Genomic DNA, 14,752 nt, shown 5'->3' with positions numbered 1-14,752 from the left:
CGCGCGCCTGATGGCAAAAGGATCAATTGCCGGTCTTTTTGGCGGGACTGGCGGCGGCGTTGTCGTTGGCGGGGCTGGCGGTCGTGCCATTGCCCGCCCCGTCAAAGCTGATCGTCGGGGCGGTTTCGGCGGCGGGCGACGTGGCGGTGAAGGGCACCATCGGCCGCGCGCCGTAGATCACTTTGGCGGCGATCACGGCGGGGAACGTGCGGATCGTCACGTTGTATTGCCGCACTGCCTCGTTGTAATCGCGCCGCGCCACCGCGATGCGGTTTTCGGTGCCTTCCAACTGGCTTTGCAGCGCCAGGAAATTCTCGTCGGATTTTAACTGCGGATAGGCCTCGACCGAGGCCAGCAGACGGCCAAGACCTTGGGACAACTGGCCCTGTGCGGCCTGGAATTGCGCGATCTTGGCCGGGTCGGTCACATCGTCGGCGGTGATCTTGACCTGGGTTGCGGCGGCGCGCGCCTCGGTCACTTTGACCAGGGTGTCCTGTTCCTGTTTGGCATAGCCCTTCACCGTCGCGACCAGGTTGGGGATCAGGTCCGACCGGCGCTGATACTGGCTTTGCACATCGGCCCATTTTGCCTTGGCGTTTTCCTCGGCAGTGGGGATCGAATTGACCCCGCAACCGGCCAGGCTCGCCGCGGCGGCGACAACGATGGCAAAGCGGGCGATACGATTGAACAGGCGAGCGGCCATGATAGTGACTTTCCCCGACACGCAGGCGGACAAACGCGCCGCGGTGCACGCATGATAGATAGCGCGCCTTGATGACGGTTCAAGCACGCCCGGTCGATCCCGGTATGGCGTTTGTCGGTTGCGAAGCGGCAAGCCCAGTGGCAAGGTTCAAAACTTAACCATATCTGGGGTGGGACATGGCGTTGATTGGCGAATTCAAGGCATTCATTGCGCGGGGCAATGTGATGGATCTGGCGGTCGGTGTGATCATCGGCGCGGCCTTTGGCAAGATCGTGACCTCGTTGACCGAGGATATGATCATGCCGGTGCTGGGCCTGATTACCGGTGGGATCAACTTTTCCAACAAGTTCGTCGTGCTGGGCACGATCCCGGCGACCTACAAGGGATCGCTGGGCGATTATGCCGCGCTGAAGGCGGCGGGCGTGGCAATGTTCGGCTATGGCGCGTTCATCACCCAGGTGATCAATTTCCTGCTGATGGCCTTTGTCATCTTCCTGCTGGTCCACTTTATGTCGAAAGCTATGCCAAAGCCCGCCGCCGCGCCGCCCGCGCCGCCGCCGGGGCCGAGCGAGGTCGACCTGCTGACCGAAATCCGCGACGCGCTCAAAGCCAGGGGCTGATTGCTTTCAGCGTGGACAGGCAGAAGGGGCGGGCCAGCGATGGCCTGCCCCTTTCCTTTTGGCGCGCAGGCCCTATATGCGGTCCTGCCGGTTTCGACCGGCTATGGTGATAAAGTGTGGCGTGCAATAGATGCAGCGGACCCGGGGGCGGTACCCGGCGGCTCCACCACCTGTTTCGTTTGCGAGAGCGGGGCAGATGACGGGGCCGAACTAGGATCGACGTGTATTGAAAAGCGCTGCTTTTGCCCGGGCTGAGTAACCCGTTCAAGGCTCAAAACCCACAAGTGCCAACGATAACGAAGCACTCGCTCTCGCCGCGTAATCTGACGGCCTAACGGCCAGATTTTACAAGGCGCAAGCGCGGTTGGACCCACCGGGCAACAGAAGGGATACCAGGGGTTGGGGGCGTACCCGGCAACAGAAACGCCCCACCGTTTGTGCCGGAATCCGGCAAATGTCGGGCTGCGAACGGTCCGGGCCGATCCGGGGCGCGGCGCATGCGTTGTACGGACACTGCTTGGGGAGCATTCTTGTCGTTGTCTGATGCAGCGGCGATGACGGGAAGCGCTGCAGAGCTTGCCATTCAGGATGGTTTTGCCGCATGCTCAAAGCTGAGGTGAGGGGCTGAAAGATGTTGGTCATTCGTCGGCTTCTTCTTCACCCTGCCGCTCGGCTGCTTCGCATCGTTCTGAACGTCTGTCTTGCCGCCTATTTCGTCTGGCTGGTCTGGTCTGGGGGCAATGCCGGTTATCCGGCTTGGGCTGGACTGCTTTTCATGACCGCACTCAACTGGGAATTTGAGCGGGCAAGGGTTGCCAACAGCAGCTAAGTCCTGCCTCGTGTCGAAAGCCGGCCGTCTCGAGTCCTCCAGAACCGTACACAAGGCCCAGTCGGCGATGGCTAGTCCACTTCTGCCCCTGGGCGGTTGCGTTCGTAGGTCAGGGCGTCGAGGATCTTGGCGCCAGCCATGAAGACGGCGACCATGGCGGCGACGAACAGCATCTTGCCGGGGAAGCCGGGATAGATGTCCAGGTAATGCTTGCCGCGTTCGGCCCCGCCCAGCGCCAGCGCATAGATGATCGCAAATGCCTCGATCCGGTTCTTGATGATGAACAGGCGGGCAATCTTGCGCATCGGGTTGGGCATCCGGTTAATGTTTCGCATCCAGCATAGCAGCATAGCCATCCGCAAGCATCGTGCCAGTGGCGGATTTGCCAGATTGGTTCCCCGTCGTTCCCGAAAAAAGACAGTTAACTGTAAACGGAACCGACGTCCCGGGAAACCGCCTGCCAAAATCCTCCCCGGCACGGGGAGGGGGACCAGCGAAGCTGGTGGAGGGGCCCTGCCGGATTGCGCCAGATAGCGCAGACGCGCCAGGTCACAGGCCGTGATCCGCGTATTTTCGATGTTTTACCCAGCGGCGAAACCCCTCCACCGGCTTCGCCGGTCCCCCTCCCCGTTTCGGGGAGGATCGAAAACGGGCCGGTTTGGTCGTCGGGGTCGTCTATGCCAGTTCCCCCAGCCCGGCCGCATCGAGCAACGCGCCACGCGCCGCGCGCACGGTGCGGGCCAGCGTGTCGGTGCCGATATCGGCGGGGTCGATCTGTTCGGGCCAATGCGCGGCGATCACCGCCGACAGGGTGTCGATGCGCGCAGGATCGAGCAGAAAGCGCGGATCGATCGTGGCGGGATCGGCCACCACGCGCAGGCGCAGGCAGGCGGGGCCGCCGCCATTGGCCATCGACTGGCGCACGTCGACCGGCAGCACGCGGCGGATCGGGCCGTTCGAGGCCAGCATGGTATCGAGCCAGCCGCGCACGCTGGGGGTTTCCCAGGCTTCCAGGGGGATCACCAGGCCCATCTCGCCGCCGGGCAGCGTCAGCAACTGGCCGTTGAACAGATAGGATTTTATCGCATCGGCCAGGCTGACCGCGCTGGTCGGCACGACCACGATCTCTGCCTCGGGCAAGGCGGCGCGGATCGCGGTATATGTTCCTTCGGGGTCGGCAAAGGCGGCTTCGTGGGTGAACAGCACGCGTTCATTGGCGACCGCCACGACATCGTTGTGGAACGCCCCGGCTGCAATCGCTTCGCCCGATTGTTCGATGAAAAGCGTGCGCGCGGGGTCAAGCCCGTGCAGGCGGGCTACCGCGCGGCTGGCCTGTTCGTGCTGGCGCGCGGGGAAGCGTCCGCCGGGGCGGCCATAGACAAACAGTTCGATCCCCGGTGCCGCGTGATGCGCGGCCATGCGCATGTGGTTGGCCGCGCCTTCATCGCCAAAGCAGGCGGGCACCGCGTCGTGCACCGCGAAATGGGCCGTTGCGGCAAAGGCCAGGCGCAACTGGCGCACGGTGTCGGGCCATTCGTGCGACCGGTGCGGCATTGTCACCAGATTGGCGGCTGTCAGGTGGCACCGGCCATCGGCGGTGTCGGGCGCGGGCGAGACCGTGGCGGCATTGGCGGTCCACATCGCGCTGGCCGACCAGGCCGCCGCGCGCAGCCGCACTTGCGCGGGATCGCCGGCATCGAGCACGCCCAGCGCGGCGGTGAACCCGTCATTCGGGCGCGGCAGCGGCGCGAAAAAGCCCTGTACCAGCCCCAGCGCCAGATTGTGGCGCATCTTGTCGAGCCCCTGCAACGCCGCCGCACGCGGGTATGAAGGATCGCCGCCGTGGCTGGCCGAGGCCAGATTGCCAAGACTGAGCCCGGCATAGTTGTGGCTGGGACCAACCAGGCCGTCGAAATTGATTTCCACCAGGGTCATTGCATCCGATCCTATCGCGCCACGTGCCAGACCGCGTCGCCTTCGCCCACATTCAGCGCCTGCGCCGCCAGTGGATCGAGCACTACGCCGACCTCGCCATCGAGCGCGATTTCGCCATAAGTGCAGCGGAAATCGGCCAGCCGCCCGGTCGCGATCAGCGCGCGGCGGTGCCCGGCGTCGCCTTCGGGCGCGCGCACCTGGGTGACGGTGGCGGCGCTGGCGGTGGCGATCGAGCGCACGCGGTCGGTGCGCGCCGTCATTGTCGGCCCGCCGTCGAAAATGTCGACATAGCCTTCGGCGTGAAAGCCTTCCTCTTCCAGCATGCGCATCGCCGCGCGGCCGGTTGGGTGGGGCAGGCCGATCACCTGCCGCGCGGATTCGGGCAGCATCGAGACATAGACCGGGTGTTTGGGCATCAGGTCGGCGATGAACTGGTGGCCGTTGATCGCGTTGAAATAGTCCGCTTCCTGAAAGCTCATGCCGAAAAACCGCCCGGCCACGCCGTCCCAGAATGGCGAGCCTGCGCGTTCATCGATGATCCCGCGCAATTCGGCCAGAATGCGGTCGGCAAAGCGCTGGCGGTGCATGGCGATGAACAGATAGCGGCTGCGCGCCAGCAACATGCCCAGCCCGCCCGCGCGTTCGCCGGGGTGGAGGAACAGCCCGCCGACTTCGCTCGATCCTTCCAGGTCGGTGACCAGATTGAGCAATTCGGCGCGAAACGTCCGCCCCAATTCCTTGGAATGCTGGGTCAGCGTGGCGATGCGATAGGAATAGAACGGGATCTGCTGGCCCACGCAAGTAAAGATCTGCGCGGTGCCGCGCACTTCGCCGGTGGCGGTGTCTTCCAGCACCAGCACGAACAGTTCGTCCTTCACCTGGCGCGGATCGCCTGCGTCGGTGTTGCCGAACGCGGCAGCGGCGCGGTCGAGCTTTGCCGTCAGCGCCTTGCGATCGGGGGGCAGGTTGGTGAACCCGCCGCCGGTCAGCTTGGCCATGTCGTACAGATGCTGAAGATCGGCCGGTTGCGCCGCGCGGATGCGAAAGGTCATGGTTGTTCCCCGGAAAGACGGTGCAGCACCACGGCTGCCAGGCGCGCCCGTTCGGCAAGCGAGGGCACGATGCAAAATTCGTCGGATGAGTGGATTGCGCCGCCGCGCACGCCCATCGTGTCGACCACCGGCACGCCGCAGGCGGCAATGTTGTTGCCATCGCACACCCCGCCGCTGGCTTGCCAGCCGATCGTCTGGCCCAGCGCTGCGCCGCATTCGCGCACGAGGTGAAACAGCCGCTCGGCCGCCTCGCTCAACGGCTTGGGCGGGCGCGAGAGGCCGCCGTGGACATGCGTGTGCACGCCATGGTCGCCCTCGATCCGCGCCAGCACGACGGGCATCGCGGCGGCAAAGCGCGCGGCCGCGCCGGTTTCGCGCGGGCGGATGTTGAAGCGCACGATGGCCAGATCGGGCACGACATTGTTGGCCGATCCGCCGTCGATCTTTGCCGGGTTCACGCTGATGTCGCTGCCCGCCAGTTCGGTCAGCGCCAGCACCAGATGTGCCGCCGCGACAATCGCGTTGCGCCCGTCCTGCGGGTTGCGCCCGGCGTGCGCGGACTTTCCGTGGATCACCACGCTGTAATTGCCGCTGCCGGGCCGTGCCCCCGCCAATGTGCCGTCGGGCAGCGCGGCGGGCTCGAACGTCAACGCCGCGGCCTTGCCATTGGCGAGGCGCGCGATCAGCGGTGCCGACGACAGGCTGCCGGTTTCTTCATCGGCGTTGATCAGCACGTCATAGCCCACGCCGGCCGCCGCCGGACTGGCCTCAAACGCGGTCAGCGCCGCCAGAATAATCGCGATGCCGCCCTTCATGTCGGCCACGCCCGGCCCGTTCAGCGTTTCGGCATCGAGCCAGCGCGTCGTCTGGAACGGATGATCGGGTGGGAACACGGTGTCCATGTGTCCGGTCAGCAGAAACCGGCGGTTGGCCTGGGGCCGCACGCGCAGCACGAGATGGCGCCCATGCGCGATCGCCACGCTGCGCCCGTCGCCGGTCACGGCCTCGACCGGGGCGGCCTCTTCCAGCGTGACCGTGCCGGGCAGGGCGCCGAACGCGCGCGCCAGCAGATCGGCCTGCTGCGCCAGCCCGTCGAGATTGCGCGTGCCGGTGTTGATCGCGCTCCACGCCAGGACCTGATCCAGCATCGGCGCCGGATCGATCCGCGCAACCAGATCGCGCTCGATAGGGGAAAGCTCGCTCATGCCGGGCCGCTTAGCGCATGGGACGCGCAAGGTGAACCCTTGGCGGCCATCCGGTTCGGCGGTGCATCGGCGCACAATCGCACGACAGGCTTGACGGATTGTTATTCGATATGATAATTATGAGTCATAACAGAATTGGGAGCGATGCGGTGCGGACAAAGGTTTGCAGCCGGATTCCGGGGCACTTGCTCGCCATGAACGGCCGCCTGGCGGCCAACGGGGGCAGCGATGCGTGACAGGGCAGAGGCATCGGACGGCGGTGGCGTGATCGATACGCCACACGTGGCGACGTGCGACCTGGCGCGGCAGATCGGGTTTCGTCTGCGCTTTACCCAGGCCGCCTTGTGGAAGGATCTGTTGCTGACATTTCGGCCGTTTCGTCTGCGCCCGCCGCATTATGCCGCGCTGGTGATGATCAACGATGCGCCGGGGCTCAGCCAGCAGGACCTGAGCGCGCAACTGGGTCTGAAAGGGCCGAACCTGGTCAGCCTGATCAACGACTTGTCAAAACGGGGCCTGGTCGAACGTCACCAGCGTGAAAACGACCGGCGCGTCAACGGCCTGTTCCTGACCGGGCCGGGCGCGCGCGTGCTCGCACAGATGACCGAGGCCCATGCCCGGCATCAGGCGCGCATCGCCGCCGTCCTGTCACCCGAAGACCGTGCCCGGCTCGTCACCATGCTGGAAAGTCTGGAGCGGATCGGAGGCGATCAGGCCTGAACAGCGGCCACACGGTACCACAACACAACACGATCATAATGGGAGAGGGACTTATGAAAAAGCATTGGCTTGCTGCGGGGATTTCGCTCGCAGTGGTGACTTTGGCACAGCCTGCGCTGGCCGAGGATCAACCGGCGTCGTCGTCGTCGTCGTCGCCCACCCCGGCGGAAATCGTGGTGACCGCGCAGCGCCGCAGCGAAAGCGCGCAGAAAGTGGCGATCGCGATCACCGCGATCAGCGGCGACGATCTGAACGACAAGGAAGTGACGACCGAGCGCGATCTGCAGAATGTTGCGCCGGGCCTGACCATCACCAAGGCGGGGTTGACCGAATCGGTCAACATTCGCGGCATCGGGCTGGCGAGCGGATCGCCGCAAGTCGCCAACGGGGTTGCCACGTATGTCGACGGGCTGTTCCAGCCGCCGATCACACAAAGCCTTGAATTGTATGATGTCAAAAGCATCGAAGTGCTGCGCGGCCCGCAAGGCACGCTGGTTGGGTCGAATTCGACCGGCGGCGCGGTGTTCATCAACTCCAAACGCCCGGTGCTGGGCAAACTGACCGGGGACATCGATCTCGAAGCGGGCAGCTATAACAATTTCAAGGGCGAAGGCGCGATCAACGTGCCGATCGGTGATCATTTCGCGCTGCGCTTTGCCACCGATCAGCATAGCCGCGACAGCTATTACAAAGACCTTGGCGTCTATGACAACCGTCCCGACCGGCTCGATACGCATCAGGAACGGCTGTCGGCGCTGTACGAAAATGGCGGCCTGACGGTCTATTGGAAAGGCGAACTGGCCCAGAACCAGAACGGCGGCTATGCCTATCAGCCGATTGCCCACACGCCGTTTTCGGCGGGCGCGACGGGCATTCCCTATGTGCTCGATTACGATTCGCCCACGACCGGGTTCGAGCGCGCGTCCAACACCGCGCTCGAAATCAAGTACCAGACGCCGGGCGGCCTGATCATCCGGTCGGAAACCGGCTATCAGAACAAGCGTATCAACAACACCTATGACCTCGATGGTACGTCGATCCTGAGCTATTACGGCGGTCCGGGCGAACCCCAGTACCAGGACCAGTGGGTGCGCGAGCGCGAATACAGCCAGGAAATCAACATCATTTCGCCCACCACAGGCGCGTTCAACTATATCCTGGGTGGCTATGCCCAGCGCAACAAGATCGACGTGCTGTTGCACATCACCGGCACGGCGCCGTTCGAGATCATCCCCAATCCGATCACCGACAAGCTTGTCTACGGCGTGTTTGCGCAAGGCAATCTGAAGCTGAATGACAAGCTCGAACTCGAAACGGGCGTGCGCTATTCGCACTTCCACGTCGATGGCACGGGCAATGTCTACGGGGTCGGGGTCGGCACGTTCGGCCCTCCGCCAAACCCGATCACGATCGTTCTGGCGCCGCAAAACGGCACTGAGTCCGACGGTCTGGCCACCGGCAAAGTGGCGCTCAACTACAAGCCTGACGCCAACAACATGATCTATGTCTTCGTTGCGCGCGGTTACAAACCGGGCGGGATCAATCCTCCGGGCCAGACGTTCCTGCACGAAGAAGTGTGGGATTATGAAGCCGGCTGGAAATCCAGCTTCATGGCCAATCATATCCGCACCCAGTTGGGCGCCTTCTACAACTCGTACCGGAACTTCCAGATCGACAGCACGCTGTCGAGCGGGCAGGCCGGGGTGTACAACGTGCCCGGCAAATCGAGCATCAAGGGTTTCGAAGCCTCGGCACAGGCGCGCCTCAGCGGCTTTTCCTTCGACTTTGGCGGGTCATACGTGGCCTCGCACCTGCCATCGTTCCCGGCGGTCAACCCTTATGCCTTGGGTGTGGGCGCCAATCTGCCGCAATGCACGGGTGGTGCCACGTTCCCGTCGTGTTTCGATTATCTGGGCAACACGGTCACCAATCCGGGCGGCGGGCCCAACCTGCTGTCGCCGAAATGGACCTGGAACACCAGCCTGGCCTATGCCTTCGACCTTGGCGACGAGACAAAGCTGGAGCCGCGGATAAATTACAACTACGTCGGGTCGCAGGAAGCCAACCTGACTTATCTGCCACAGGCGCTGATCAATGCGCACCGGTTGCTGTCGGCCAGTGTGGCGTTGACGTGGCATGACTACAAGCTTGAAGTCTATGGCACCAATCTCACCAAGGAATATTACGAGACGGGCGTGTCCGGTGCCAACGAGTTCTTCGGCGCGCCGCGCGAATTCGGCGTGCGTTTCCAGGCGAGGTTCTGACATGATCAAGGGTCGCATCCATCAAACAACGCGTGCCGCCACTGCCCTGTTTGCGGGTGCGGCCTTGTTCATCGCGCCACAGATGGCGCGGGCGCAGGCAGGCGCCGCGCCATCGCGCGAAGCGGCGTGCGCAGGGCTTGCCACTGCGGCGGTCAAGGGCGCCCCGGTGCAGGGGCTGACCATTACCGCCGCCACATGGCAGGCGGCGGGAACCCAGGTGGCCACGCGCGAAGGGCCAGTGGCGGCGCCTGCGCATTGTCTGGTCGAAGGCTATTTCGGCGAACGGCCAGGCCTGGTTGGCGGCACATATCGGATCGGGTTCCGCCTGCGGCTGCCCCAGGCATGGAACGGGCGCTATCTGTTCACCGGCGGTGGCGGGTCGGATGGTGTGGTGGGTGATGCCCTGGGCTTTGTCGGCGGCGGCGCCACCCCTGGCCTGCTGCGCGGCTATGCCGTGATCGCGCAGGACGCGGGCCACGACAACACGCGCAACAACCAGCCCGACCATGGCGGCGATCTGGTGTTCGGTCACGACCCGCAGGCGCGCCGCGACTATGGCTTTGCCAGCCTGAAACCGTCCTATGATGTCGGGCGCCATGTGATCCGCGCGTTCTATGGCCGCGACAGCAAGACCAACTTGTTCTGGGGCTGTTCGAAGGGCGGGCAGGAAGGCATGGCCTTTGCCCAGCGCTACCCCGATGCGTTCGATGGCATTTTTGCCATGGCGCCGGGCTTCGCGCTGCCGCGCGCGGCGCTGGCCGAGGCCTGGGACACGCAGCAGTTTGCGGGCATTTTGCGCGGGCGCGGTGAAAACCCGACCGTGGCGGGACTCAAGACCGCGCTGACGCCGGTGCAATCGGCGCTGGTGTCACAGGCGACGCTGGCCGCGTGCGACTCGCTGGATGGCGCGGCGGACGGCATGATCAACGCGATCGGCCAGTGCACCGCCGCGCGTGTGCTGCCCGAATTGCGCAAACACCTGTGCGCACCGGGGGCAACCGGCGCGTGTCTCGCGCCCGACCAGCTTGCCGCGATCGAGAGGCTGATGGCGGGGCCGCGCAATTCTGCGGGCAAGCCGCTCTATGCCGCCTGGCCGTGGGATGCGGGTGTCGGCCTGCCAGGTTGGCGGCTGTGGACGGTGGGGCTCGACAACGGCCCGCCCTCGCTCAATGTCGTGCTCGGCGCAGGGTCGCTGGCGGCGGTGTTCACCACCCCGCCGACGGTGCTCGGGGCCGATCCGGAAAAGCTGCTGGCCTGGCAACTGGCGTTTGATTTCGATCGCGATGCGCCGCGCATCTATGCCGTGGCGCCGCCGTTCACCGAATCCGCGTGGTTCGATGTGGGCATGCACGCAACCGACCTGTCGGCGTTTCGCGCGCATGGGGGCAAGCTGATCGTGCCCCACGGTATGAGCGATCCGGTGTTTTCGGCCAACGACACGATCGCCTGGTGGAACGCGGTCAATCGCAAGGCCGGCGGCCATGCCGCCGACTTTGCGCGCGTCTTTCCGGTGCCGGGCATGAACCATTGTGCAGGCGGGCCTGCGACTGACCAGTTCGATGGCCTGGCTGCGCTCGAATCCTGGGTGATCGATCACCATGCGCCCGAGGCCATCCCCGCAAAGGCCGGGCCCGCCACGCCCTGGCCGGGCCGCGAACGCCCGTTGTGTGCCTATCCCGGGCAGGCGCGGCCTGCCGGGGCGGGGTTTGCCTGCCGCGTGGTCAAACCATCGCGCTGACAGCACACGCATCCGGTTGGAATCCGGTGCGTTCCATCCTATCCCATGGCCCGGCGCAGCGTTGCGATCGCGGCCATGGGTGGCCGTCCTGGGGGGTGTGATGGATATCGTGCTGACGACATTGGCGATGATTGCGCTGTTCTTCGGCCTGATTGCGGCGCTGGGCAGTTTCTACACGGTCAAGACGGCCGAAGCAGCGATCATCACTCGATTCGGCCAGTTTCGGCGCAGTGCCGCGCCGGGGCTGGGCTGGAAAGTGCCGTTCATCGATCGGCTGGAAGGGCGCATCAGCTTGCGCGTCAACCAGATCGCGCTGACCATGGAAACCAAGACGCACGACAACGTGTTCGTCACCATCCCGATTTCGGTGCAGACACGGGTGCGGCCCGAAAAGATCTATGAAGCCTATTACAGCCTGTCGGACCCGGTGGCGCAGATCCAGTCCTATGTCGAACAGGTCGTGCTGGGCCATGTGCCGGGCATGACGCTCGACGAAGTGTTTGCCAGCCAGTCGAGCATTGCCGCGGCGGTCAAGCAGGAACTCGATGTCGACATGGCCGCGTTCGGCTTTGAAATCGTCAACGTGCTGGTCACCGACATCGTCCCCGATCCCAAAGTGAAGGCGGCGATGAACGACATCAACGCCGCGCAGCGCGAACAAGTCGCCGCCAACGCGCGGGGTGAGGCGGAAAAGATCCTGGTGGTCAAAAAGGCCGAGGCCGAAGCCGAAAGCAAGGCCCTGCAGGGCCAGGGCATTGCCAACCAGCGCCGCGCGATCATTGAAGGGCTGTCGGGGTCGATCGAAGGGTTTCAAAAGGCGCTGGGCGAGGCCACCGCGCAGGACGTGATGCAACTGGTGCTGGTGACGCAGTATTTCGACACGCTGAAATCAATCGGCGAAAGCGACAAGACCAACACCCTGTTCCTGTCGCACACGCCAGGATCGGTACAGTCGATTTCCGAACAGATCATGCAATCCATGATCGGCGCCGACGCCGCCAAACGCTGACCGGCCGTTGCGCCGCGTTTACCACGAGTAAGGGGGTGGCGATTATGACCCGACTCGGGCGCCGCTGCGCGCGCCATGCCTGACACCACCAAGGGATCGCCCGGAACATCATGAAATCTGTCGAACGGATCGGGGTCGTCGGGCTGGGCTATGTCGGGTTGCCGCTGGCGGTTGCCTTTGCGCGCCAGTACGCCGTGGTCGGCTATGATATCGGCGCGCACCGCGTGGCAAGCTTGCGCGCGGGCCACGATTTCACCGGCGAAGTCAGCGATGCCGATCTGGCCGCATCCGCGCTGGAAATTGCCGATGATCCGGCGGCGCTGGCCGATTGCCCGGTGATCATCGTGACAGTGCCGACCCCGGTCGATGACGGGCACCGGCCTGATTTCGGCGCATTGGAGTCGGCCTGCATCACGGTTGGCGGGGTGATCCGGCCCGGTACGATCGTGGTGTTCGAATCGACCGTCTATCCCGGCGCCACCGAAGAAATCTGCGCTCCGGTGATCGAACGCGTGTCGGGCCTGGTCAGCGGGGTCGATTTCACGCTCGGTTACAGCCCCGAACGGATCAATCCGGGCGACAAGGAGCATCCGTTCGAAAAGATCGTCAAAGTCGTCGCCGGGCAAGACGCTGCAACGCTCGACACGCTGGCCGCGCTCTATGGCTCGGTGGTGACGGCGGGTGTCCATCGCGCCTCGTCGATCAAGGTCGCCGAAGCAGCCAAAGTGATCGAAAACACCCAGCGCGACATCAACATCGCGCTGATGAACGAGATTTCCAAGATCTGCGATCTGGTCGGCATTTCCACCCGCGAAGTGCTGGCGGCGGCGGGCACCAAGTGGAATTTCCTGCGGTTCTATCCGGGGCTGGTCGGCGGGCACTGCATCGGGGTCGATCCCTATTATCTGACCGCCAAGGCCGAACAGCTTGGCTATCACCCGCAAGTGATCCTGGCCGGGCGGCGGATCAACGATGGCATGGGCAGCTATATCGCGCAGCGCACCGTCAAGCTGCTGGCCGGGGGCGGCCGGGCGCTGCGTGATGCGCGGGTCGGTATTCTGGGCCTGACGTTCAAGGAAAACGTTCCCGATATCCGCAATTCCAAGGTCCATGACATCGTGCGCGAATTGCGCGAATTCGGGATTGCGCCGCTGGTTCACGACCCGCTGGCCGACACGCATGCGGCGGCGCACGAATTCGACATTGTGCTCAGTCCCCTCGATGCGTTCCGCGATCTCGATGCGGTGATCTATGCGGTCGGCCATCGCGCCTATGCCGATCTGGGCGGGGCGGCGATTGCGGCAATGGCAGTGCCCGGCGGCGTGATCATCGATGTCAAATCGTCGCTCGTGCCGGCGTCCTTGCCGCCAGGGTTGCGGTACTGGAGCCTCTGAGCGGGAATGCCACCATGGTGGCCGCGGCGCGGGCCCGCTCGCCGGTCCACACCAGCCCGGTGGCGCAGGCGTCGCGATCGAGCCGGCGATAGAAATTGCCGTTGATCTGCGTGGTTGCGATCAGCTCGCCGCGAAACCGTTCATACAGGTCGCGGTCGGGCGCGGCGCTGTCCACCTCGGACCAGAACCGGTCGAGCGAACCCTGAAACGTCAGGCCGGGCATGTCGTAGATCGCCTCGCCCATCACTTTGGTCGGGCGGCCACAGCCGATCGCGGCAAGCCCGGAGGTGCTGTTGATCACCACCACCGCGCGGCAATGCGGCAGGACCGTCGGCATGTGCTGATCATGGCAATAGACCACGCGCGCGGCGCATCCGGAGGCCCGTGCGGCGCGCGCGATGGTACGGGCATAGTCGCAATAGCCCCGGTCCAGCGGGTGATGCTTGAACACCAGCAGCGCATCGGCGGGCGCGGCGCGGCCGAACGAGGCGATGGTGTCGGCAATGAACCCGGCCACGCCCCCCACATTGGCGTGAAAATGCACCTGCGCATCGTTGTGGACCTGCAACGGAACCAGAAAGAACCGCCCCGACCAGGCCCCGGTCATCCGCGCCTGAACCCCGCGCTCGGCCAGCGCATACCAGGCCTTGCGCAGCGGCGATCGCAGCCAGGGCAGCGCCTGCAGAAACCCGATCGGGCGGTGATGGCGGTAATCGCGAAACCATGGCCGGGCCAGACTGGCGGCCAGGAAATAGACAAACCCCCACCACACCATCGGCCAGAACGACCGTGGCATCGGCCGCACCGTAGTCTGGCGCAAGGGGCAGGCGCGATAATGCGCGGGGCCCTGCCGCGACGGGCTGTTGGCATTCACCCCGTGGCGTTCGAGCGTGATGAAATCGGGCCGCAGATAGCCCTCTTCGAACACGCCGACTTCGACACCCAGACGGGTTGCCACGCGGTGTGCGGCGCGATGGACTGGACGGCAATCGCCAAACAGGAACACCATGTCGATCGATCGCGCCACGATCAGGCGCGCCAGCCAGTCGGGCCAGGCCTGCATCGTGCCGCGATAGAGCGTGGTCGGGCAGACGCTGCGCGGCGGCTGGAACAACCAGTCGCCGCCGTTGAACGCGATGGCTTCAACATGGGCGCCTGCGCGTTTCAGATCTTTCGCAAAGCGCGCGAAGAACGGTCCGACGGGGCCCTGCAGCAGCAGCACGCGAGATCCCGCAAATGCCTCGACCCCGCCCTCGATCACCCATGGCCCCCTGCTAGCGAAG

13 protein-coding genes and 1 other RNA gene are annotated in these 14,752 nt (G+C 64.7%); 8 read left to right on the top strand and 6 right to left on the bottom strand.

Going from position 1 to position 14,752, the window contains the following annotated elements:
- Nucleotides 1-22: 22 nt before the first annotated feature.
- On the bottom strand, nt 23-703 hold the full coding sequence (locus AQZ49_RS11095; RefSeq protein WP_067615555.1) for a LemA family protein: 681 nt from the start codon (nt 701-703) through the stop codon (nt 23-25).
- Nucleotides 704-879: 176 nt separating this feature from the next.
- Between AQZ49_RS11095 and mscL the strand changes: the two genes are divergently transcribed.
- The 3 genes from mscL (at nt 880) to AQZ49_RS11080 (ending at nt 2,152) form a co-directional block, all read left to right on the top strand.
- Nucleotides 880-1,323 carry a large conductance mechanosensitive channel protein MscL gene (gene mscL, locus AQZ49_RS11090; protein WP_067615553.1) on the top strand — a complete coding sequence of 148 codons (444 nt, stop codon included), beginning with the start codon at nt 880-882 and terminating at the stop codon, nt 1,321-1,323.
- A gap of 47 nt (nt 1,324-1,370) precedes the next feature.
- Nucleotides 1,371-1,756: a transfer-messenger RNA gene (gene ssrA / locus AQZ49_RS11085) on the top strand.
- A 198-nt stretch (nt 1,757-1,954) separates the two neighbouring features.
- Nucleotides 1,955-2,152, top strand: a complete 198-nt coding sequence (locus AQZ49_RS11080; RefSeq protein ID WP_067615551.1) for a hypothetical protein — start codon at nt 1,955-1,957, stop codon at nt 2,150-2,152.
- A 71-nt stretch (nt 2,153-2,223) separates the two neighbouring features.
- Here AQZ49_RS11080 and AQZ49_RS11075 read toward each other — a convergent pair whose 3' ends face one another.
- From AQZ49_RS11075 to AQZ49_RS11060, 4 genes are all read right to left on the bottom strand, one after another.
- Nucleotides 2,224-2,457 carry a hypothetical protein gene (locus AQZ49_RS11075; RefSeq protein WP_067616061.1) on the bottom strand — a complete coding sequence of 78 codons (234 nt, stop codon included), beginning with the start codon at nt 2,455-2,457 and terminating at the stop codon, nt 2,224-2,226.
- A gap of 370 nt (nt 2,458-2,827) precedes the next feature.
- Entirely contained in the window at nt 2,828-4,087 is a 1,260-nt protein-coding gene (locus AQZ49_RS11070) for an N-succinylarginine dihydrolase (RefSeq protein ID WP_067615548.1), read from the bottom strand.
- Between the two features lie 11 nt (nt 4,088-4,098).
- Nucleotides 4,099-5,139: an arginine N-succinyltransferase gene (locus tag AQZ49_RS11065; RefSeq protein WP_067615546.1), complete on the bottom strand. Its 1,041-nt coding sequence runs from the start codon at nt 5,137-5,139 to the stop codon at nt 4,099-4,101.
- On the bottom strand, nt 5,136-6,344 hold the full coding sequence (locus AQZ49_RS11060; protein WP_067615544.1) for a hydrolase: 1,209 nt from the start codon (nt 6,342-6,344) through the stop codon (nt 5,136-5,138). Before AQZ49_RS11060 ends, AQZ49_RS11065 begins: the two co-directional genes overlap by 4 nt.
- 228 nt (nt 6,345-6,572) lie before the next feature.
- Between AQZ49_RS11060 and AQZ49_RS11055 the strand changes: the two genes are divergently transcribed.
- The 5 genes from AQZ49_RS11055 to AQZ49_RS11035 all read left to right on the top strand — a co-directional run bounded on the left by AQZ49_RS11055 (nt 6,573) and on the right by AQZ49_RS11035 (nt 13,469).
- Nucleotides 6,573-7,064 carry a MarR family winged helix-turn-helix transcriptional regulator gene (locus tag AQZ49_RS11055; RefSeq protein WP_082701721.1) on the top strand — a complete coding sequence of 164 codons (492 nt, stop codon included), beginning with the start codon at nt 6,573-6,575 and terminating at the stop codon, nt 7,062-7,064.
- A gap of 53 nt (nt 7,065-7,117) precedes the next feature.
- The gene (locus AQZ49_RS11050; RefSeq protein ID WP_067615541.1) at nt 7,118-9,328 is read left to right on the top strand and encodes a TonB-dependent receptor; all 2,211 of its coding nucleotides are present in this window, start codon (nt 7,118-7,120) and stop codon (nt 9,326-9,328) included.
- A 1-nt stretch (nt 9,329) separates the two neighbouring features.
- The gene (locus tag AQZ49_RS11045) at nt 9,330-11,066 is read left to right on the top strand and encodes a tannase/feruloyl esterase family alpha/beta hydrolase (RefSeq protein WP_067615539.1); all 1,737 of its coding nucleotides are present in this window, start codon (nt 9,330-9,332) and stop codon (nt 11,064-11,066) included.
- 100 nt (nt 11,067-11,166) lie between these two features.
- A complete protein-coding gene (locus AQZ49_RS11040) occupies nt 11,167-12,075 on the top strand; it encodes an SPFH domain-containing protein (protein ID WP_067616059.1) in 909 nt (302 codons plus the stop codon).
- A 110-nt stretch (nt 12,076-12,185) separates the two neighbouring features.
- Nucleotides 12,186-13,469 carry a nucleotide sugar dehydrogenase gene (locus tag AQZ49_RS11035; protein WP_067615536.1) on the top strand — a complete coding sequence of 428 codons (1,284 nt, stop codon included), beginning with the start codon at nt 12,186-12,188 and terminating at the stop codon, nt 13,467-13,469.
- On the opposite strand, the gene AQZ49_RS11030 is transcribed toward AQZ49_RS11035, so the two are convergent.
- Nucleotides 13,411-14,691 carry a capsule biosynthesis protein gene (locus tag AQZ49_RS11030; protein ID WP_231739197.1) on the bottom strand — a complete coding sequence of 427 codons (1,281 nt, stop codon included), beginning with the start codon at nt 14,689-14,691 and terminating at the stop codon, nt 13,411-13,413. The genes AQZ49_RS11035 and AQZ49_RS11030 overlap by 59 nt on opposite strands.
- Between the last annotated feature and the right edge of the window lie 61 nt (nt 14,692-14,752).

The organism is Novosphingobium sp. FSW06-99, from assembly GCF_001519065.1.
Classification (GTDB): domain Bacteria; phylum Pseudomonadota; class Alphaproteobacteria; order Sphingomonadales; family Sphingomonadaceae; genus Novosphingobium.
This window is presented reverse-complemented; position numbering and strand designations above follow the sequence as displayed.

Excerpts from the sequence above, each read along its gene's own strand:
- AQZ49_RS11095 (WP_067615555.1), bottom strand. The coding sequence starts at position 703 with ATGGCCGCTCGCCTGTTCAATCGTATCGCCCGCTTTGCCATCGTTGTC.
- mscL (WP_067615553.1), top strand. The coding sequence starts at position 880 with ATGGCGTTGATTGGCGAATTCAAGGCATTCATTGCGCGGGGCAATGTG.
- AQZ49_RS11080 (WP_067615551.1), top strand. The coding sequence starts at position 1,955 with ATGTTGGTCATTCGTCGGCTTCTTCTTCACCCTGCCGCTCGGCTGCTT.
- AQZ49_RS11075 (WP_067616061.1), bottom strand. The coding sequence starts at position 2,457 with ATGCGCAAGATTGCCCGCCTGTTCATCATCAAGAACCGGATCGAGGCA.
- AQZ49_RS11070 (WP_067615548.1), bottom strand. The coding sequence starts at position 4,087 with ATGACCCTGGTGGAAATCAATTTCGACGGCCTGGTTGGTCCCAGCCAC.
- AQZ49_RS11065 (WP_067615546.1), bottom strand. The coding sequence starts at position 5,139 with ATGACCTTTCGCATCCGCGCGGCGCAACCGGCCGATCTTCAGCATCTG.
- AQZ49_RS11060 (WP_067615544.1), bottom strand. The coding sequence starts at position 6,344 with ATGAGCGAGCTTTCCCCTATCGAGCGCGATCTGGTTGCGCGGATCGAT.
- AQZ49_RS11055 (WP_082701721.1), top strand. The coding sequence starts at position 6,573 with ATGCGTGACAGGGCAGAGGCATCGGACGGCGGTGGCGTGATCGATACG.
- AQZ49_RS11050 (WP_067615541.1), top strand. The coding sequence starts at position 7,118 with ATGAAAAAGCATTGGCTTGCTGCGGGGATTTCGCTCGCAGTGGTGACT.
- AQZ49_RS11045 (WP_067615539.1), top strand. The coding sequence starts at position 9,330 with ATGATCAAGGGTCGCATCCATCAAACAACGCGTGCCGCCACTGCCCTG.
- AQZ49_RS11040 (WP_067616059.1), top strand. The coding sequence starts at position 11,167 with ATGGATATCGTGCTGACGACATTGGCGATGATTGCGCTGTTCTTCGGC.
- AQZ49_RS11035 (WP_067615536.1), top strand. The coding sequence starts at position 12,186 with ATGAAATCTGTCGAACGGATCGGGGTCGTCGGGCTGGGCTATGTCGGG.